The following is a 20,655-nucleotide window of genomic DNA, read 5'->3' as shown; positions in this document are numbered from 1 at the left end:
CCGGGCCGCGCGGCTCAGCGGTCGCCGTCGCCGACCAGCAGCGGCAGCCCGCCCGCCAGCAACGTGACCGCCGCCATGATCGCCAGCGCGGTCCCGAATCCGTTCGCCGGCCCCGCCCCCCAGGCGAGGACGGGCGCGACGATCTGCGGAATGGTGTTGGCGAGGTTGAGCAGGCCGAGGTCCCGCCCCCGCTTCGCGCCGTCGGGCAGCAGCAGCATGGCATGGCCGGTGTTGAGCGCGACGAAGGCGGCGACGCCGCTGGCGAAGGCGACATAGGCGATCGCCCCCATCGTCCACGACGAGGCGATCCCCATCCCCGCGAGGCCGAGCGTCGCCAGCAATGCGGTGCCGGCGAGGAACGGCTTGCGCCGACCGATCCGGTCGGACCAGCGGCCGAGCACGAGGGCGATGGGGACGGGCACCAGCGTCGCGACGAAGAGCAGGCGGGCGATCGCGGCCGCCATGTCGCCACGCCCGCCGGACAGCCCCTCGAAATAGAAGAAGAGGTAGAGGCCGACGCCGCTGCCCGCGATCTGCATCAGCAGCCGCGCCGCCCATGCGACCGCGAGGTCGCGGCGCATCGCGACGCGCACCGTCGCCGGCGCCGCGACCGGGGCGATGCGGCGCGTACCGGCGAGCAGCAGCGGCACGATGCAGCCCGTCATCAGCGTCGCGACGATCGCGAGCCGCCACCCCTCCGTTGCCGCGGCGGCGACGACGACCGCCGATGCGCCCGCCGCGAGCGGCCCGCCGAGCGTCAGCAGTGCCGCGGCGGTGCCCTTCTGCGCGGTCGGGATCTCCTCGGCGATCAGCGCCCCGACCTGCGCCAGCATCGCGTTGATCGCGATCTGGAACAGCACGACCGCGACGACGATCGCCGCCGCGTCGCGCACCGTCAGGAATATCCCGAACGACAGCATCGTCGCGACCGCACCCGCCAGCAGCCAGCCGCGCCGCCCCCTGCCCCGCGCGACCGACCGGTCCCCCAGCCAGCCGAAGGCGATGTTCGCGAGCCCCGCCGCGATCGCCCCCGCCACGCCGCAGGCGGCGAGCACGCCATAGCGGACGGCGTCCGGAAACCCCTCGAGCCGGATCGGCAGCAGCAGGGTCAGCAGCGGCACATAGCCGATCACCCCGCCCGCCGCGGCGAGCTCGTAGAGCAGCATGAGCGATACCGGCAGGCGCTCCTCAGTTGACATCGCACGCTGCACGGCTGCGGTGTGCGCAATCGCCGCCGCCTTGTCCAGATCGCGCACCGCTACCAGTGCACCGCGCCGCCCAGGCGGATCGTCCGCGGCCGGAGGGGGGTATATTCGTCGCGCATCGCCTGGGCGAAAGGATTGCCGCCGGCGAAGCGGTCGCCGGTGACGTCGAACAGATTGTCGATCGATACGGTCAGGCGGACCCGGCCGTCCCGCCACTCGCCGCCCAGCCGGGTGGTGCCATAGCCCCCCTGCGCGACGTCGAACGGCGCCTGCGTGCCCACCGTCGACTGCCCGACATAATGCCAGCTAGCGTCGAGGCCGAGGCTGCGGTCGCCGGCGAGCGGCCGGGTATAGGCGAGGCCGGCCGACAAGGCGAAGGGCGGCGTATTGGGCAGCCGCACGCGCACCGCGCGGCCGATCGTCGCATCGGGCTCCAGCGCCCGCGCGTCGTTGAGGAACATCGCCAGATCGCCGCGCAGGCCCGGCACCGGGATCCAGTTCACCGCCGCCTCCAGCCCGTGGATGCGACCGTTGCCGAGGTTAGTGGTGAACGGAAAGCCGCTGCGGTCGACGAGGTCGGCCTGGACATGACGCCAGTCGGCGATCGAGACGCCCGCCGATCCGGCGACGCCAGTCGGCCCGCGGCGCTCCGCGCGGATGCCGATTTCGGCGACGCGGATCGTATCCGGGCGCAGGTCGGCGACGCGGCCGACGCCGGGGGCGACGGTGATCCCGCCGGTGCGGAACCCCGACTGGACCCGCGCATAAGCGGCAAGGTCGGGCCGCAGCGCCCAGGATGCGGCGACGGTCGGGTCGATCCGGGTGACGCTGCGTCCGCGGATGAAGGCGTTGGCGCGCGGACCGGCGATCGGTTCGCCGTCGGTGCGCTGATGCGTCAGCCGCCCGCCGAGCGTGACCGTCAGCTGCGGCGTCGGCGCCAGCCCCGCCTCTCCGAACACCGCCGCATCGATCGTGCGGTTGCTGACCCCGACGATGTCGCGCAGCCGGTCGGGCGGGCCATAGGTCCGTTCGTAGACGTCGCGCGCCTCGATCAGCGACACGCCGACCAGCCAGCCGACGCCATCGTCGCGCGTCCGCGACAGGCGCGTCTCGTGCGACAGCAGCCGGCTGCGCTCGGTCGTGTCATAGGCGATCGGCTGCGTCGGGCGGTTGCGCCGCGTTGCGTCGAAGCGGCCCTCCGCATCGCGATGGACGACGCCGGTCGCCGACACGAGGCGCAGGCCGTCGTGCCACGATCGGGCGACGACCAGCCGCCCGAGCAGATAGCGCTGGTCGAACGGCTGCGCGAGCAGCGACGCGCGCGCCAGCGGCGGCGCGCCGCGTTCGGCATATTGCAGGTCCGCCGAGGCGACCGATTGCAACACGAGGCCGGCGTCCACCGTCCATGCCGGCCCGACAAGCAGGCGCAGCCCGGCACGCCCGCCCGAGACGGTCGCGGTATTGATGTCGCGCCGGCCGCGGCGCACGTCGGCGATATAGCCGCCGTCGCGCGTCCGGTAGGCGACGGCGCGCAGCCCGGCGACGCCATCCGCGAGCGGCAGGTTGACCATCCCCGCGATATCGCCACCCGCCGCGCCGCCGCGCGTCGCGCTGACCCCGCCGGACAGGGCGGCGGCGACGCGATCGAGATCGACCGGATGCGGCACCAGCCGGATGATGCCCCCGATCGCACCGGCGCCGTAAAGCGCGCCCTGCGGTCCTTCGAGCACCTCGACCCGGTCCATGTCGTACAGGCTCAGCCCGGGATCGGGGCCGTTATAGGCGACCGGCACCTCGCCGAAATAGACGTTGGTCGTCGCCTGGGTCGGGCCGGTGAAGCTGCTGTCGGCGACGCCGCGGACGAACAGCTTGTTGCGGCCCGCACCCAGCGCCGTCCCCTGCAGGATCGGCGTCGCCGCCAGCGCGCGGTCCATCGTGTCGCCGGCGGTGTCGCCCAACCCCGGCCCGCTGCCCGACCGCAGCACGGTGATCGCGCCGGGAAAGCGCAGCAGCGATACCGTGCGTTTCGAGGCGGTGACGACGATGTCCGCCGGCAGTTCGACGGGCTCGACCGGCGGCGGCGCCGGCCGCGGCGCGATCCGGACGACGCGCGCGCGCGGCCGGCGGATCACCCGATAGACGCCGCCACCCAGATCCTGCGCGACGAACGGCGTGCCGCGCAGCAGCCGGTCGAGCGCCGCCGCCGCCGTCAGCCGCCCGCGAACGCCCGCCACGACGATGCGCCGCAGATCGGGCTCCGCGCTGCCGATGTCGCTTGCCGTCTGTCCCGCGAGTATCCCGATCGCGCGGTCGAGTGGCCCCGCCGGCACGCTTACCGCATGGCGCGCCCCGGCACGCGCCGCCGCCGCCACCGGCACGCCGAGCGCCGCTGCCGCCACGAGGATCGTCATGACCGGACGCCTAGGGAAGGCGCGTCTCCCGCTGCGCCAGCGTCCAGCGTCCGCCGTTGCGGACCGCGCGCGCGCCGATCAGCGCGGCGACGCGCGGCATCATCCGCTCCGCCGGGCCGGCGATCCGGATCGATCCGGTGAACGGCACGTCCTGCAGGTCGGGCGTCACCGTCACCGCGACGCCGGTGCCACGCTCCAGCGCCGCCGCCACCAGCCGCACCGGCGTCTCGCGGAACACCAGCCGCTGCCGCCGCCAGCCACCGACATCCTCGACCGCCACGCCTGCCATCCGCGCCGATCCGCCGTCGACATGCGACAGCGCGGCGCCCGCAGTCAGCATGATGCGCGCCTCCTGCGGCTGGAACAGCACCGCGCCCTCGGCGACCTGCACGCTGAGATGCGGCCCGACCCGCGCCACGTCGAAGACGGTGCCCACGTCCTGCATCCGCATATCGCCGGAGCGGACGACGAACGGATGCGCTTCGTCGTGCACGACGTCGAACACCGCCTCGCCGCGTTCCAGCACCACCGACCGTTCGCCGGCACCGGCGATCGCGAGCCGGGTGCCGCCGTTCATTTCGACCCGGCTGCCGTCCGCCAACGTCAGCGCGCGCCGTTCGCCCGCGCGCGTCTCGACGATCCGGCCTGCCGCCGGCGTCGTCAGCTGCGGGACGATCACCGCCGCGGCGATCCCCGCCGCGACCAGCCCGCCAACGCCGGTATAGGCCCAAAGGTGGCGGCGGGACGCGGGTTGCGGCGCGGGCGCGGGGGCGACCGGCGTCCAGTCCGGCGGCACGATCGCGGCGTCCAGTGCGCCATCCGCCAGCGTCAGCGCGTCATAGGCCTGCGCATGGTCCGCGTCCGCCTCCAGCCAGTCGGTGAACGCCTGCCACTCCGCCGCCGTCGCCATTGGCAGCCGCAAATGCCAAGCGATCGCAGCGGCATGCGCCTCGTCCTCGCGTTCAACGGCCATCGCAGCGGTCCTCCTCATGGGTAAGACGCGCTGCCCGACCGTCATCCTCACCCGCCGGGTCCCGCCGCAGGTGGATTTTCGCATAGGCGCGGTACAGCAGCTTCTCGACGCCGCTGACCGAGATGTTCATCCGCTCCGCGATCGCCTTCTGCGGCAGCTCCTCGAACCGGTACAGGCGAAAGGCGGTGGCGACGCGTTCGGGCAGCCGCGCGAGGATCGCCTCGACCTGCGCCAGCCGGTCGCGCGCGATCATCATCCGTTCGGCATCGGGGTGCTCGGCAGCGCCCGGGCGGCTGTGCGACCAGGCGCCGTCCCGGTCCAGCCGCCGCGCCGCGCGCCGGCGGCGGTCGATCGCCATGTTGTTGGCCATCCGGTACAGATAGGCGACCGGATCGGCGATCGGACCGCCGGCGGCGGTATCTAGCCTCAGCCACAGGTCCTGCAGCACCTCCTCCGCCTCGTCGACGTTGCGCAGCCGCGCGACCAGCATGCGCAGGAACGCCGGCCGTTCGGCGAGGAACACCGCGCGTAGCCCGCTTTCGTGCCCGGCGCCGTTCACACCGCGACCGCCGCCGCCGGCGCGCGGGCATCGCGCAGGAACATCGCCGCCAGCGCGAGGATCGCGATCAGGTTCTGGAGCAGGGCATGCCAACCGGCGCCGTCGGTCCCGCCGACCCACAGCAGCACCGGCAGCAACGGATAGAGCGCGAGGCTGGTCACCAGCCCGACCGCCATCGACCGCCCGGGCAGCCCAAGCGCGGTCAGCCCCGCCGCCAGCGGCGCGCTGGCGAGGCCCGCGGTCCGCGCCGCCGCGACCAGCACCAGCAGCGTCGTCCCCCCGCCGAAGCTGCTGCCGCCGAACGCGATCAGCAGCCGGTCGCCGAGCAGCGCCAGCACCAGCATGATCGGCACCGCCACCGCCAGCGCGAGGCCGGCGCTGCGCCACACGGTATGGCGCAACGCCGCCAGTTCCCCGCGGGCGACCTGACCCGCCAGCACGGCATAGCTCGCCTGGCTCAGCAGCACCGTCGGCTGCGCGAGCAATGCGGTCGCGCGCTGGGTGAGCGCGAGCAGCCCGGCGGCGGCGGGGCCGAGCAGCCAGCCGACGGTCAGCGGCGCCAGATTGGGCGCGAGTTCGCGCACCGTGATGTCGAAATTGGTGATGAGGATGAAGCGGGTGAACCCCTCGGTCTGCCGCGCCGCGCCGCGCCACGGCCCGCGCAGCCGCTCGCCCTGCGCCAGCCGCCGCCAGGCGACGAGGCCGAAGCCCCACATCGCCAGCCCCTCCGCGACCGCCGCGACCAGCCACACGGTGAGGAAGCCGATCAGGCCGCCACCGGCGGCCCAAACGCCGAGCGCGCCCACCAGGCGGATCAGCGGCGACACCGCCTGATGCAGGCCGATCAGGTCGAACCGCCCGGCGATCTGCAACAGCCCCTGCGGGGTGGCGCGCACGGTGGCGATCACCGCGAGGCTGTAGACCGTCGCGATCCGGATCGTATCCGCCGACCAGCCGAGCCGCGGCCCGACCAGCGGCGCGATGATCGCCGCGATCAGGATCGCGACCGCGCCACAGCCGAGTTCGACGACCGCCATGAAACGGACGATCCGCGCGAAGCCTACAGGGTCGCCGCTTTCCAGCGCGATCCCGCCATAGCGGACCACGCCGTGGAACCCTGAGAAAGCCAGCAGGCTGCCGATCAGCACCGCATAGGCGTTGACCAGCACCAGCACGCCATAATCGGCCGCCCCCAGCCGGTGCGTCACCAGCACGAGGTAGACGAGGCTCATCACCCCCGCCGCCGCCTTGCCGCCGAGCAGATGGCCGAGATTGGCGAGCACCAGCCATACCCCGGTCTTCGGGGGCGGCGGGGCATCGGGCCGATCGGCGGGCCTGCGGAAGGAAGGACGCATCGCGCAGCCAATAAGACAGCCGTGTTACGGCGACGACCGGAAAGTTCCCTCCGCCGCGCCAGATGACAAAAAATTTAATGAGGGTCGCGGGCGGCGTCGGCGTCTCACCGGCATGAAGATCGGTTTCTTGTTCAATCACGACCAGGTCCATCAGGTCGCGCACGCCCTGCCGACCGCGCTCGCCATGGCGCAGGATTATCCGCAGGCCGAGATCGTCGTCGCCACCACCAACGACCGGCTCACCGCCGAGGTCGAGCGGCTGTGCGCACGGCTCTGCGTCACCGTGCCGCTGGTGCAGTTGAGGTTGCGCCGCCCGTCGACGAAGGCGCTCGCCGCGACGCTGGAATGGGGCCTGCCGGTGACGAAGATCGGCATCTATCGCGACAACCTCGATTTCTTTCGCTCGCTCGATGCGCTGGTCGTCGCCGAAAAGACGTCGCTGCTGCTCAAGACGCGCTACGGGCTCGACGATCTCAAGATCATCCACACCCGGCACGGCGCCGGCGACCGCGCGATCGGCTTCAACCGGCACAGCGCGATGTTCGACCATGTGCTGGTGTCGGGCAGCAAGATCCGCCAGCGGCTGATCCACGACGCCGGCGTCGCGCCCGAGCGGATGAGCCTGATCGGCTATCCGAAGTTCGACCTGATGCCCGATCCCGCGCCGCGCCTGCCGTTCCAGGCGAACGGCAAGCCGACCGTGCTCTACAACCCCCACCCCTCGCCGCATCTGTCGTCATGGTATGCGCAGGGGCGCGCCGTGCTCGACCATTTCCTGCGCGACGACCGCTACAATCTGATCTTCGCGCCGCACGTCATGCTGTTCCACCGGCGCTTCGTCGTGACCATCGACCGGTTCCGGATCGATCGCGCCGGCACGATCGCGCAGGCGTGGCGCGACGCACCCAACATCCACATCGACCTCGGCAGCGCGGCGTCGACCGACATGACCTATACGGCCGCCGCCGACATCTACCTCGGCGACGTCAGCAGCCAGGTCTATGAATTCCTCCACCGGCCGCGGCCCTGCCTGTTCCTCGATGCGCATGCCACCGCCTGGGCGGGCGATCCCAATTATGCGCACTGGCAGGCGGGCGAGGTGGTGACGACCACCGACGGGCTCGGCGACGCGCTCGACCGCGCGGTGGCGCGCCATGCGAGCTATCGCCCGGTGCAGCGCGCGCTGTTCCAGCGCAGCTTCGAACTCACCCACGAACGCTCCGCCACGCGGGCCGCGCGCGCGGTGATGAGCGTGCTGGGGGATACGGGATCGAACGCACCGCTGCACCGGCCGGTCGCCGCGCCGCGTGCGGATGAGGGATTGCGCGTCGCCTGAACGGGCGCGACAGGGGCGCCATCGCCGACTCGGCACCGGGCGGCCACTTTGGGATGATGCACGACCGTGGCTTTACGCAAGGACATCTGGCGCCCGGCGATCGTGCAGGCGACGGCGCAGGAGATCGTCGCCCGCGGATCGATCGAGGGCCTGCCGCTGCACTGGCTGCCGCCGATGGGCAGCTTCCGCTTCCTCGCCGATCCGTTCGGCCTGTGGCGCGAGGATCGCCTGTACGTGTTCGTCGAGACCTATGACTATCGCGTCCGCGTCGGCGCGATCGAGGTGCTGGTCTACGATGCCGCGCTGCGTCTGATCGAACGCCATCCGGTGCTGAACGAACCCTGGCACCTCTCCTACCCGCTGGTGTTCGAGGCGGAGGGCGAGACGTGGATGCTGCCCGAGGCGCATCGCTCCGGCCGGCTGACGCTGTATCGCGCGACCGACTTTCCCCGGCGGTGGGAGGCGGCGCACGTCATCGCGCTCGATCATGTCGCGGTCGATGCGACGCCGGTGTTCCACGACGGGCACTGGTGGCTGTTCTACACCTCGGCGAGCCGCGAGCCCGACAAGATGAGCGCGCTCCACGTCGCCTTCGCCGACCGGCTGGCGGGGCCGTGGACGCCGCATCCCGGCAATCCGGTGCGCGTCGATGTCGCCAGCGCGCGGCCGGGCGGCCTGCCGATCGTCGTCGACGGGCGGATCGTGCTGCCGGTGCAGGATTGCAGCCGGACCTATGGCGGCGCGATCCGGCCGCTGACGATGACGACGCTGACCCCCGACCGGTTCGCCGCCACCGCCGGCCCCGCGCTGGTCGCCCCGGCGGGTGCGGCGCCGTACGTCGAGGGGCTGCACACGCTCGCCGCCGCCGGGCCGGTGACGCTGGTCGACATGAAGCGCACCGAGTTGTCGCCGCACGGCCTGTCGATCGAGGCGATCCGCGAGGTCAGGAAGCTCGCGCGCCGGGTCCGAACGCCGCGAGCCGGTCGAGGATAGCCAGCCCCGTCGCCTCGAACCGGTCCGGGCCGAAGCGTTCGAGCACGCGCGTCCGCCCGGCCTGCCCCATGGCCGCCAGCGCTGCGGGATCGGCGAGGCATTCCGACAGCGCGCGCGCCAGTGCCGCGGCATCGCCCGGCGGCACCAGCCGGCCGGTCACGCCATCGACGATGCTCTCCGCCAGCTCGCCGACGCGCGATGCGACGACGGGCAACCCGGCCTGCATCGCCTCATGCGCGCCCACGCACAGCCCTTCCGATCGCGACGGCTGGACGTAGAGGTGGCAGGTGGCGAGGAATGCGACCGGATCCGCGTCGTAACCGATGAAGCGGACGCCGGTGACCGACCGCGCCGCCGCCAGCGCCTCCAGCGTCGCCCGCTCCGCGCCATCGCCGGCGATCGCAACCTCGAAGGGGGTGGCCGTCGTCACCCGCGCGAGCGCCTCGATCAGCACGTCATAGCCCTTGACCGGGTGCAGCCGGCCGAGCGTCCCGATCCGCAGCGTCTCGCCCGGCCGCCACGGTGGCGCCTGCCGCGCGGCGGGATCGGCACGGAAGATCGACCATTGCACCAGCCGCGCGGCGGGCACGCGCAGGCGCTGCGCGGTCAGCCGGGTAACCGCCGCACTGTCGCCGATCCACAGCCGCGACGCGCGCTGCATCGACCGCAGCAGCAGCCGGTTGGCAGGCTTCAGGAACGCCGCATGCTGCCAGCTGACAACCGGCCAGCCCCGCCGCCATCCGATCAGCTGCCCGAGCAAGGTCGCGCGGGTCAGCGACGTCCACAGGTGCGTCGGCGCCCAGCTGCGCAGCTCGTCGTCGAGCCAGCGCAGCGCGGCGACATGATCGCGCTCGCCACCGTCGCGCACGTGCACCGCCAACCCGGCCGCGCGCATCGCCGCCTCGCCGCGCCGGTCGCGCGCGGTCAGCGCGAAGACCGCGACCTCCGCGCCGCCATCGCGCAGCACGCCGAGCACCGCCGGCACCGGCGAGGCCGCCCCGCCGCCCTCGACCGAATTGATGACATAGGCGATGCGCACGCCCCGCACCGTCATCGCCGGACCGCGGCGAACAGGTCCAGATAGGCGTGCGCCACCGGTCCGATCCGATGATGCGCCACCACCGCCGCCAGCGCCTGCGGATCGGGCGGCGCGCGGTCGAGCATGGCGGCAATCGCCTGCGTCAGGGCGTCGACCGCGCCGATCGGCACGACCGCGCCGGCACCGGGCGTCGCCGTCAGCAGCTGCGTCGCCGGCGTGCAATCGGTGGCGATGACCGGGCGGCCGGCGGCCAGCGCCTCCACCAGTACCGCCGGAAACCCCTCGAAATCGGACGGCAGCACGAACAGGCGTGCCTGGTCCAGCCACGGGCGGATATCGGCGACATAGCCCGGAAAGCTTACCCGGTCCGCCACGCCTTCGCGCGCCGCCAGATCGCGCAACGCCTGCGCCTGCGGCCCGTCGCCGACGATCACCAGCCGCGCGTCATGTCGGGGCACCGCGGCGAAGGCCGCGATCAGCCGGGCGAAGCCCTTTTCGGGCACGAGCCGCCCGGCCGCCATGACAATCGGTGCCGCATCGTCCGGCACCGGCGCCGGCGGTGCGACGGCATCGCCCAGCGCCGGCAGCGCGATCGTCGTCGCGACCGGCCGGCGCAGGATGCGATCCGATTGCCGCCGCGCCCCGTCGGACAGCGTCGCGACGGCCGCGACATCCCGCAGCAGCCATCGCATCCGCCGCTCGAACCCCCATTGCCGCACCCGCCCGCGCTGCGGCTTGTCGAGCGCGGCGCTCACCTGTGCGACGACCGCGATGCCCGCCCCTTCGAACGCCGCGGCGACCGGCCAATGGTAATTGCCGGGCACGAAGACGGCATCGAACCGGCCGACCCCGGCAAAGCTGCGCGCCGCCCGCCCCAGCCGCACGCGCGAGCCCCGCCGCCGCGGGATCGGCGGCTGCGCCACCGCGATCTTGATCGCGTTCTCCGCCAGCGACCGCAACGGTCCCGCGTCCGACCCCGCGAAGATCGTGACCCGCGCGCCCGCCTTCGCCCAGGCGCCGGCGAGGCGAACCGCCACCCGCTCCGTACCGCCGAGCGCGAAATCATGCAGGACGACGAGGATATGCAGCGGGTCGGACGACATGGTGTCGCCGTTAGCGGCGTCGTGCGGCGTACGCCATCCTTGCGGGAGATCGTACGCGGCGGTCGGCTGCCCTGTCACGCCGAGGCCATCCACGCCATGCCGGTGCCCGGTTCGAGGGGCCGGACCTCGATAAAGGAAACGCGGGGTTGCTCCGCCGGGAGGAATATCCCGGGGAGCAACCCTGCCATGCGTCACATGCGGAGCGACACGCCCGCCACGATCTGGCGACCGAGAAGGTCGTAGCCCATGATCGTGTTGCCGCGCAGCAGCCCGATGCGGGCGCGGCTGTCCGGGACGATCGGGGGATCGCGATCGAAGATGTTGTTCGCGGCGAGCCTGAACGTCATCTGCTTGTTGATGTCGAACGTGACGGCAAGATCGAACCAGTCATAGGCCTTGATGCCCGGATACTGATCGCGACGGGCGCTGTCCGGCTGCGCGGGGATGCCCGTGTCGGCCGGCGCGTAGACGTCGAGCGGCATGCCGGCGCGATGGCGCCAGTTCAGCGAGACGCTGGCCCACCGCTCCGGCAGGATCCAGGTCGTGCGCATTTGGTGCGCCCAGCGGGGCAGGCTCTCGCCGCACTGGTTGCCGAAATAGCCGGTGCAGTCGCGCGGCGTGATGGTCGGTGCCCCCTGCGAACCGACGCGCGTCGTCAGCGTGCCGTTGAAGCCGACGTCGAGCTTGCCGACGGAACCGAGCCCGACATTATACTGGCCCTGGAAATCCCAGCCATGCGACTGCGACTTGTACCCGTTGGTCGACCCGCGCGAGACCCATCCGGTCGCGGGGCTGGACGCCGGCGAACTGGACAGCGTGCCCGTCCCCGGATTGCGGATGATGCCGCGGCAGAAATAATCGTTGCCGGTGGTGAGGCAGCCGTTGAGCCAGTCGTTCGGATTGAGGAATTCGAGCTGGTCGCGCAGATCGATGAGGTAGCGATCGACCGAGACCGTCAGCCCCGGCAGGAAGCGCGGCCGCAGCACGACGCCGAACGTCTTGGTATAGGCGCTTTCGGGCGTCAGGTTGAACCCGCCCTCCCGCACCGTGCACCGGTCGTCGGGACAGATCAGCGATGCGCTGCCGTACAGATTGTCGGGCAGACCGGTGTTGCGGCATTGCTGGAGCGAGGCCGACGGTGCCAGGCGGGCGCCGCCCGGATTGGCCGAGTTGATCTGCGGCGCGCAGGGATCGGCGTAGAAGCCCTGGTTCCAGAAGATGTTGGCGGCACCGGCCGCCGCTCCGACACCGGGTGCGGCCTGCGACTTGTTGTAGGAGCCGCGCAGCGTGATGTCCGCGATCGGGGACCAGATCCCCTCGACCTTCCAGGTATCGAACTTGCCGTTGAGGCGGTTGTACTTGGACACGCGATAGCCGGTGTTGACCTGCAGCAATTTGGTCCAGGAGCGGTCCTCGACCAACGGCACCTGCAACTCGGCATTCGCCTCCAGAATATTCTGCGTGAAGCGCTGGTTCTGGCCACCGTTGTTCTGGATGTAGATGTCGTTGACGTCGGTGCGTTCCATCTCGTCGCGATATTCGGCGCCGAGCGCGATCGCGACGCCCTGCTGCGCGAGGGGCGAGACGATCCCGTACTTGCCGAGATCGCCGCTGACCGTGCCGACGAACTGGAGCAGGCGCGGAATGCGCGTGCTGATCCCGCCCGATGCAGCCCCGTAGAGATACCGGTTCAGCGCGACGTCCTGATTGAAGGGCGTGAACGCGTTGAACGGCACGCACCGGGGATCGGTGCCGTTGACCACCGAGCGGCAGGTCGGCGTGCCGTTGACGCTGACCACGTCCAGCGAGCGGTTGACGTTGTCATATGGCGCGAACGGCACGTCGATCGTGTCGAGCCGCGCCCGCGAGATCATGCCCGCGACATCGTAGGACCAGACGTCGTTGAACCCGCGCCCGCGCAGCCCGGTCACGATGCGATAGCCCTCGTTGGTGAAGCGCTGCTGCACCAGCGGCAAGCCGTCGAAGCGATACCGGACGTCGAGCGGGGCGAACTGACCCGCCCGTCCGGCATTGGCGCCGCACAGGGTCTGCGCCTGCGACGCCGACAGGAACGGATTGTCGCAGTTCACCCGGTACGGGTCGCTGCCGAATGCCGTATAGGAATAAACGCGGTTGAGCAGCGTGTTGTACGACTTGTCCCGATAGAACAGGGCGTTGCTGTACAGCTCGATATCGTCGCTGATCTCGGCGGTGAGGAAGCCGCCGACGTTGACCCGGTCGAACGGCCGCTGATAGGCGAAGTCGTCATACGGATTGGCGGAGGTGCCCGCCGGCCCGCTGTTGATCGGGATGAAGGTGCCGTTGCCGGCCGGGTTGTTGACGAGGAGCTGGCCAGCCCGCGTCCCCGCTTGCGGTATGATCGTCCCTGCCGGGGTATAGCTGGCGCGCGAACAGGCGAGGGGCGACTGGTTGGTGGGCTGCACCACCTCGCACACCGAATTCGAGCGATCGACCAGCCGGACCAGGTCGGAATGCCGGTAGTTGATGAAGCTGGTGAAATTGACGCGATTGTCGAACAGGTTGACGCCCGCCGCGAGGCTGATCTCGCTGCGCCCGCCATCGTTGGTCAGGCCGTTCGCGGCGTTGAAGCCGGCGCGCGTGGCGGCGTCGGTAATCGCGCTCCTGCCGTTGTCGTGGTTGTACAGGCTGTAATTGCCATCCAGACGGATGCCCTCGAAGTTCTTCTTGAGGACGAAGTTGACGACGCCCGACACCGCATCGGAGCCATAGACCGACGAAGCGCCGCCGGTCAGCACGTCGATCCGGTCGACCAGCGCGTTGGGGATGATGCCGACGTCGACCGTGTTGGCGAGGCCGACGCGCAGGCCGTCGATCAGGGTCAGCGTCCGCTCATATCCCAGGCTGCGCAGCTTGATGCGCTGGCGCCCTTCGGAATCGCTGAAATTCTGTTCCGAATTGACCTGCACCTGCGGCAGCCGGTTCAGCACCTCCTCGATCGTCGTCGCGCCCTGCGCGGCGATGTCGGCGGAGGTCGTGGTGACGATCGGCGCCGCCGACCGGTTGTTGGGACGCACGATGCGCGTGCCGGTCACGACGATGTCGCCACCTTCGGTACCGCCGGCGCGATCGGCGGAGGCGGACAGTCTCGCCGCGGCGACCGGATCGCCGGCGACGGCGGGTGCGTCCTGCGCCTGCGCATCGGTATCCGTACCTGCGGACGTCTGCGCGGCGGCAGGCAAGGCGAACAACGCCGCCACGCTACAACTGGTGGTCAACAATCCCCTGAACAGCATTCTCTTACTCCCCTCAGCCCGCCTGAAGCGTCGGAGGGATCGGCGTGGCATGATCTGCCTTGTTCCCGGTCGGTCCGTCCCGTCGCGATGCGCGCGGTTCGATACCGACATGCCGGTTATGCCCCATCCCCCCGACGTAGGCAGCACGATGCTGTCACAAAGATGATACCAAAACAATAGCAATCCAGGCCTTGAGGTTACCTCGTGGCCGGAGCGCAACAGTTGCCCGAAATTCGGGACGCGTGATTGAATCCTGTCAACGCAACCGCCCGAGGCGGCGGACGCGCGAACCTATCCGCCCGACCTCTTGAGCAAGGCGGTGCGCAGGCACCGGCAGACGATCTCGTCGCGCTGGTTCAGCATCCGATGCGCGAAGGTGACGATGCCGGCGTCCGGCCGCGACCTGCTGTCCTTCAGCGCATGGACCTCCGTCTCGGCCCGCAACGTGTCGCCGAGAAAGACGGGTTTGGGCATGACCAGCTGGTCGTAGCCGAGATTGGCGACCAGCGTCCCCAGCGTCGTATCGCCGACCGACAAACCGACCATCAGCGCGAAGGTGAAGGTGCCGTTCACGATGATCTGGCCGAATTCGCTCGCCTTCGCCGCCTCGGCGTCGAGGTGCAGCGGCTGCGGATTGTGGGTCATCGTCGTGAACAGCAGATTGTCCGTTTCGGTCACGGTCCGCCGGATGTCGTGGACGATCCGATCGCCGACCGTCCATGCGTCGAAGAACCGGCCCGCCATCACCCCTCTCCCTTGTCGATGCGGACCAGCAACGTGCCTTCGGGCACCTGCGCGCCCTCTGCGACCCGCAGCTCGGCGACGATTCCGTCGAACGGCGCCAGCAGCGCCTGTTCCATCTTCATCGCCTCGAGGACGAGCATCCGCTCGCCCCTCGCCACCGTCTGCCCCGCCTCGACGAGCACGGCGATGACGCGACCCGGCATCGGCGACAGCACCGCGCCATCGCCCTCGCCCGCCCCGCCGACGTGATCCGCGCGACGGGGACCGAACGGCCATGCCTCGCCGTCGAGGAACAGCACGCCATCGGCGGTGGATGCGGCGGCGTCGACGCCGGGGGTGACCAGATAGGGCTTGCCCGCGACCTCCACCTCGACGGTCAGCGAGGGCGCCGCGTTGCTGCGGAACCCGCGCAGGCTGCCCCACGGATCGGCGCTCGGCGGCGGCAGGATCGCCATGGCCGCCGCGGCGAGAACGGCGGGCGACGGCTCCGCCGGCGGGATCAATCGATCGGCATGGCGTTCGATGAAACCGGTATCCACCCGGCCCGCGACGAAGTCGGGATGCGCTGCGGCACGCGCCAGAAAGGCGGCGTTGGTGCGCACCGGCCACACCTGCGTGCCGCGCGCTGCTGCCGCGAGCCTTGCCGCGGCATCGCGCCGCGTCGCGCCGTGGACGATCAGCTTGGCGATCATCGGATCGTAATAAGGCGTGACCGCCCCACCCTCCTCGACGCCGCTGTCGATCCGTACGCCGGGCGGAAAGCGCAGCCGGTCGAGCGGGCCGGTCGACGGCAGGAAGCCGTTACCCGGATTCTCGGCGTACAGCCGTGCTTCCATCGCCCAGCCGGTGATCGACAAGGCGTCCTGACGCTTCGGCAGCGGCTCGCCGGAGGCGACGCGTAGCTGCCATTCGACCAGATCCTGCCCGGTGATCGCCTCGGTTACCGGATGCTCGACCTGAAGCCGGGTGTTCATCTCCATGAACCAGATGCGGTCGGCGCGCAGGCCCTCCAATCCGTCGGCGATGAACTCGATCGTGCCGGCGCCGACGTAATCGACCGCTTTCGCCGCGCGCACGGCCGCATCGCAGACCGCCGCACGCGTGTCCTCGTCCATGCCGGGCGCGGGCGCCTCCTCGATCACCTTCTGGTGACGGCGCTGCAGCGAACAGTCGCGCTCGAACAGGTGGACGACCTGCCCGTGCGTGTCGCCGAACACCTGCACCTCGATGTGGCGGGGCGAGAGGATATACTTCTCGATCAGCACCTGCGTGTTGCCGAACGAGGCGGCGGCCTCACGCCGGCAGCTTTCGAGCAGGTCGGCGAAGTCGCCGGCGGCATCGACCTTGCGCATCCCCTTGCCGCCGCCGCCCGCCACCGCCTTGATGAGGACGGGATAGCCGATCGCATCCGCTTCCGCGCGGAGCCGCTCGGGGCTCTGGTCGGCGCCGAGATAGCCGGGCGTCACCGGCACGCCCGCCGCGATCATCCGTTCCTTGGCGGCATCCTTCAGTCCCATCGCGCGGATGCTGGCGGGCGGCGCACCGACCCAGACGAGGCCGGCGGCGATCACCGCTTCGGCGAATTCGGCATTTTCTGACAGGAAGCCGTAGCCGGGATGGATCGCCGCCGCGCCGGTATCGCGCGCGGCGGCGAGCAACCGGTCCTGCCGCAGATAGCTGTCGCTCGCGGGCGCCGTGCCGATGCAGACGGCGGCGTCGGCCTCGCGCACGAAGGGCATGTCCGCGTCGACGTCGGAATGGACCGCGATGGTGCGGACGCCGAGCGCCTTCGCCGTGCGGATGATGCGGCGTGCGATCTCGCCGCGGTTGGCAATGAGGAGGCTCTCGATCATCGCCGTCACATCCGGAACAGGCCGAACTGCGCGCGCTCGGGAATGGGCGCGTTCAGCGTGGCGGAGAAGGCGAGGCCCAGCACGTCGCGGGTCTGCGCGGGATCGATGACGCCATCGTCCCACAGCCGGGCGGTGGCGTAGTAGGGATTGCCCTCGTCCTCGTATTTCCGGCGGACCGGTGCCTTGAACGCCTCCGCCTGCTCCGGCGTCCACGTCTCGGCGTCGCGGTGCACGGTCGCGAGCACGCTTGCGGCCTGCTCGCCGCCCATCACGCTGATGCGCGCGTTGGGCCAGGTGAACAGGAAGCGCGGGGAATAGGCGCGGCCGCACATGCCGTAATTGCCGGCGCCGAAACTGCCGCCGATCAGCACGGTGATCTTGGGCACCGAAGCGGTGGCGACCGCGGTCACCAGCTTGGCGCCGTGCTTGGCGATCCCCTCCGCCTCATATTTGCCGCCGACCATGAAGCCGGAGATGTTCTGGAGGAACAGCAGCGGCACCCGCCGCTGGCACGCCAGCTCGATGAAGTGCGCGCCCTTCAGCGCGGATTCCGAGAAGAGCACGCCGTTGTTGGCGAGGATCGCGACGGGCATGCCCCAGATGCGCGCGAAGCCGCAGACCAACGTCGTACCGTAGAGCGCCTTGAACTCGTGGAACTCGGAGCCATCGACGATACGTCCGATCACTTCGCGGACATCATATGGCGCGCGGACGTCCTGCGGCACGATGCCGTACAGCTCCTGCGGGTCGAGCGTGGGCGGGCGCGGCGTCGCGATCTCGATATCGACCGCTTTCGGCCGGTTGAGCGTCGCGACGATGTCGCGGACGATCAGCAGCGCATGCTCGTCATTCTCCGCGACGTGATCGACCACGCCCGACCGGCGCCCATGCGTCTCGGCCCCGCCCAGTTCCTCGGCGGAGATGACCTCGCCCGTCGCCGCCTTCACCAGCGGCGGGCCGGCGAGGAAGATGGTGCCCTGATCGCGCACGATCACGCTTTCGTCCGACATCGCGGGCACATAGGCGCCGCCCGCAGTGCAGCTGCCCATCACGCAGGCGATCTGTGGAATGCCCTCCGCCGACATCTGCGCCTGGTTGAAGAAGATCCGGCCGAAGTGATCGCGATCCGGAAACACCTCCGCCTGATGCGGCAAATTGGCGCCGCCGCTGTCGACCAGATAGATGCACGGCAGCCGGTTCGCTTGCGCAATCTCCTGCGCGCGCAGATGCTTCTTCACCGTCATCGGATAATAGGCACCGCCCTTTACCGTCGGGTCGTTGGCGACGATCATGCACTCGCGGCCTGAAACGCGCCCGATGCCGCAGATCATCCCCGCGCCCGGCGCGCCGTCGTCATACATGCCGTTCGCGGCCAGCGCCCCGACCTCGAGGAACGGCGAGCCGGGATCGAGCAGCCGTTCGACCCGGTCGCGGGGCAGCAGCTTGCCGCGGGCGACATGGCGGGCGCGATGCTGCTCCGAACCGCCGAGCGCGGTCCGGGCGGTCATCTCGCGCAGCGTCTCGACCAGCGCACGATTGCGCGCGGCGTTGGCGGTGAAGGCCTCCGACCCGGTGTCGGCCAGCGAGCGTAGCGTGGTCATGCCGGCCTACTGCGCGCGCGGTGCGTCATGGGCAATCAGCTCGCGGCCGATCAGCATGCGGCGTACCTCGTTGGTGCCGGCGCCGATGTCGAGCAGCTTGGCGTCGCGCCAATAGCGCTCGACCGGCCAGTCCCTGGTATAGCCCGCGCCGCCCAGCGCCTGGATCGCCTCGCCCGCGACCTTCACCGCATTCTCGGACGCGAGCAGGATGCAGCCCGCGGCGTCGAAACGGGTGGTCTGTCCCGCATCGCAGGCCCTCGCCACCGCATAGACATAGGCCCGCGATGCGTTGAGCGCGACGTACATGTCCGCGACCTTCGCCTGCATCAGCTGGAAGTCGCCGATCGGGCGGCCGAACTGCCTGCGTTCCCGCACATAGGGTAGAACCACGTCGAGACAGGCCTGCATGATGCCCAGCTGGATGCCCGACAGCACGACCCGCTCATAGTCGAGTCCCGACATCAGCACCTTCACGCCGCCGTTCAGCGGCCCCATGACCTGTTCGTCGGCAACGAAGCAATCGTCGAAGACCAGCTCCGCAGTCGGCGACCCGCGCATGCCGACCTTGTCGATCTTCTGCCCGATCGAGAAACCCGGCATGCCCTTTTCGATCAGGAAGGCGGTGATCCCCTTCGACCCGCCATCGGGGATCGTCTTGGCATAGACCACCAGCGTGTCGGCATATGCGGCGTTGGTGATCCAGAATTTGGTGCCGTTGAGGCGATAGCCGCCGTCGACCTTGTCCGCGCGCAGCTTCATCGAGACGACGTCCGACCCCGCGCCTGCCTCCGACATCGCGAGGCTGCCGACATGTTCGCCGGAGATCAGCCCGGGGAGGTATTTCGCCTTCTGTTCGGGCGATGCCCACCGCCGGATCTGGTTGACGCACAGGTTGGAATGCGCGCCATAGCTGAGCCCGACCGACGCCGAGCAGCGGCTGACCTCCTCGACCGCGACCAGATGCTCGAGATAACCGAGCCCGAGGCCACCGTCCGCCTCCTCCACCGTGATGCCGTGCAGGCCGAGCGCCCCCATCTCAGGCCAGAGTTCGCGCGGGAAGCGGTCGTCGGCGTCGACGCGGGCGGCGATCGGCGCGATCCGCTCCAGCGCGAACCGTCGCGTCGATTCACGGATCGTGTCCGCCATCTCGCCGAGACCATAATCCAGGTCCGCCATATCTCTCTCCGATTATCGTTGTCGCGATCGTAGATCAGCGCGCGACCGGTGCAAAATTGAAATAAACGGATGAACGGCATAGAGATCGTCTATGATCGATCGCTACCATCTGCGCTATTTTCTGGCCGTGGTGGACAGCGGCAATTTCTCGCGCGCGGCGACCGCCTGCAACGTTTCCCAGCCCACCCTGTCGGTCGGTATCGCCAAGCTCGAGGCGTCGCTCGGCAAGACCCTGTTCAACCGCACGAACCGCCGCGTGGAACTGACCGATGCCGGCAGCCGGCTGGTGTCGCACGCCAGGATGATCGAGACCGGGTTCGCGACGGCGGAGCGCGAGGTGGTGGGCTCGGTATCGCTCACCACGGTTCGTCTCGGCGTGCTGGCGACGACACCGCGCCGGTGGATCGAGGCGTTTCTGGCGGTCCAGCGCGCCGCTCCCGATGGCGACCGCATCGAGATCGTCGAGGGCAAGGAGCAGGATCTGCGCAGCCGGCTTGCCCGGGGCCGCATCGACGTGGCGCTGACCATCCTGCGCGACGGCGACGGCGCCGGTGGGGGGCACCACCTCCTGACCGAGGGATATTCGCTCGCCCTCGGCACCTCTCACCCGCTCGCCGCCCGCAAGAGCGTAGGCGCCGAGGAGCTTGCCAACGATCCCATGATCGTGCGCCGCCACTGCGAACTGCTGCCCGAAACGAGCCGCTTCTTCACCGCACAGGGGATCCGGCCGTTCTTTCCCGCCCGCACGACCAGCGACGACAAGGCGCTCGGCTATGTGCGCGCCGGCCTCGGCCTCACGGTGATGCCCGACAGCTTCCGGGATGCGGGCATCGCCCGGGTCCGGCTGGACGGCTTCGACTTCACTCGCGACATCGGCCTCGTCTACGCCGCCCATGTCGACCACGACGCATTGCCACGCAGTCGGACGATCGCCGCACTGGTCAGGACGCTCGGGCCGGATCACGACGGGTAAGCTGACGGGCGTCGCTCCCGGCGCACCGCAGACCATCCGGCAAAACCGGCCACGTCATC

15 protein-coding genes are annotated in these 20,655 nt (G+C 70.3%); 3 read left to right on the top strand and 12 right to left on the bottom strand.

Features of this window, described 5'->3' with window-relative positions; genetic code table 11:
• Positions 1–14 precede the first annotated feature (14 nt).
• From AC1RTO_RS04345 to AC1RTO_RS04325, 5 genes are read right to left on the bottom strand one after another with little or no spacing between them, the layout of a single operon-like run.
• A complete protein-coding gene (locus AC1RTO_RS04345) occupies positions 15–1,256 on the bottom strand; it encodes an MFS transporter (RefSeq protein WP_493159671.1) in 1,242 nt (413 codons plus the stop codon).
• 2 nt (positions 1,257–1,258) lie between these two features.
• Positions 1,259–3,616, bottom strand: coding sequence for a TonB-dependent receptor (locus AC1RTO_RS04340; protein WP_493159670.1), 2,358 nt, complete (start codon positions 3,614–3,616; stop codon positions 1,259–1,261).
• A 10-nt stretch (positions 3,617–3,626) separates the two neighbouring features.
• Complete coding sequence (locus tag AC1RTO_RS04335; protein WP_493159669.1) at positions 3,627–4,589, bottom strand: FecR family protein; 963 nt, start codon at positions 4,587–4,589, stop codon at positions 3,627–3,629.
• Complete coding sequence (locus AC1RTO_RS04330; protein WP_493159668.1) at positions 4,579–5,148, bottom strand: RNA polymerase sigma factor; 570 nt, start codon at positions 5,146–5,148, stop codon at positions 4,579–4,581. Before AC1RTO_RS04330 ends, AC1RTO_RS04335 begins: the two co-directional genes overlap by 11 nt.
• Complete coding sequence (locus tag AC1RTO_RS04325; protein WP_493159667.1) at positions 5,145–6,503, bottom strand: lipopolysaccharide biosynthesis protein; 1,359 nt, start codon at positions 6,501–6,503, stop codon at positions 5,145–5,147. The genes AC1RTO_RS04330 and AC1RTO_RS04325 overlap by 4 nt, the downstream gene beginning before the upstream one ends.
• 112 nt (positions 6,504–6,615) lie before the next feature.
• Between AC1RTO_RS04325 and AC1RTO_RS04320 the strand changes: the two genes are divergently transcribed.
• Positions 6,616–7,839, top strand: coding sequence for a CDP-glycerol glycerophosphotransferase family protein (locus tag AC1RTO_RS04320; RefSeq protein WP_493159666.1), 1,224 nt, complete (start codon positions 6,616–6,618; stop codon positions 7,837–7,839).
• Positions 7,840–7,905: 66 nt separating this feature from the next.
• Entirely contained in the window at positions 7,906–8,832 is a 927-nt protein-coding gene (locus AC1RTO_RS04315) for a glucosamine inositolphosphorylceramide transferase family protein (protein WP_493159665.1), read from the top strand.
• Here AC1RTO_RS04315 and AC1RTO_RS04310 read toward each other — a convergent pair.
• From AC1RTO_RS04310 to AC1RTO_RS04280, 7 genes are all read right to left on the bottom strand, one after another.
• Positions 8,783–9,886: a glycosyltransferase family 4 protein gene (locus AC1RTO_RS04310; RefSeq protein WP_493159664.1), complete on the bottom strand. Its 1,104-nt coding sequence runs from the start codon at positions 9,884–9,886 to the stop codon at positions 8,783–8,785. The genes AC1RTO_RS04315 and AC1RTO_RS04310 overlap by 50 nt on opposite strands.
• On the bottom strand, positions 9,883–10,974 hold the full coding sequence (locus AC1RTO_RS04305) for a glycosyltransferase (RefSeq protein WP_493159663.1): 1,092 nt from the start codon (positions 10,972–10,974) through the stop codon (positions 9,883–9,885). The genes AC1RTO_RS04310 and AC1RTO_RS04305 overlap by 4 nt, the downstream gene beginning before the upstream one ends.
• 191 nt (positions 10,975–11,165) lie before the next feature.
• Positions 11,166–14,213, bottom strand: a complete 3,048-nt coding sequence (locus tag AC1RTO_RS04300; RefSeq protein ID WP_493159662.1) for a TonB-dependent receptor plug domain-containing protein — start codon at positions 14,211–14,213, stop codon at positions 11,166–11,168.
• 327 nt (positions 14,214–14,540) lie between these two features.
• Positions 14,541–14,993 carry a MaoC family dehydratase gene (locus AC1RTO_RS04295; protein WP_493159661.1) on the bottom strand — a complete coding sequence of 151 codons (453 nt, stop codon included), beginning with the start codon at positions 14,991–14,993 and terminating at the stop codon, positions 14,541–14,543.
• Positions 14,993–16,846, bottom strand: coding sequence for an acetyl/propionyl/methylcrotonyl-CoA carboxylase subunit alpha (locus AC1RTO_RS04290; protein WP_493159660.1), 1,854 nt, complete (start codon positions 16,844–16,846; stop codon positions 14,993–14,995). Before AC1RTO_RS04290 ends, AC1RTO_RS04295 begins: the two co-directional genes overlap by 1 nt.
• A 5-nt stretch (positions 16,847–16,851) precedes the next feature.
• On the bottom strand, positions 16,852–18,447 hold the full coding sequence (locus AC1RTO_RS04285; protein ID WP_493159659.1) for a carboxyl transferase domain-containing protein: 1,596 nt from the start codon (positions 18,445–18,447) through the stop codon (positions 16,852–16,854).
• Positions 18,448–18,453: 6 nt separating this feature from the next.
• The gene (locus tag AC1RTO_RS04280) at positions 18,454–19,623 is read right to left on the bottom strand and encodes an isovaleryl-CoA dehydrogenase (protein WP_493159658.1); all 1,170 of its coding nucleotides are present in this window, start codon (positions 19,621–19,623) and stop codon (positions 18,454–18,456) included.
• Positions 19,624–19,714: 91 nt separating this feature from the next.
• On the opposite strand from AC1RTO_RS04280, the gene AC1RTO_RS04275 reads away from it, so the two are divergent.
• The gene (locus AC1RTO_RS04275; RefSeq protein WP_493159657.1) at positions 19,715–20,596 is read left to right on the top strand and encodes a LysR family transcriptional regulator; all 882 of its coding nucleotides are present in this window, start codon (positions 19,715–19,717) and stop codon (positions 20,594–20,596) included.
• Positions 20,597–20,655 lie beyond the last annotated feature (59 nt).

The sequence above is a fragment of the Sphingomonas sp. GW821-FHT10F09 genome (assembly GCF_058809195.1).
This window is presented reverse-complemented; position numbering and strand designations above follow the sequence as displayed.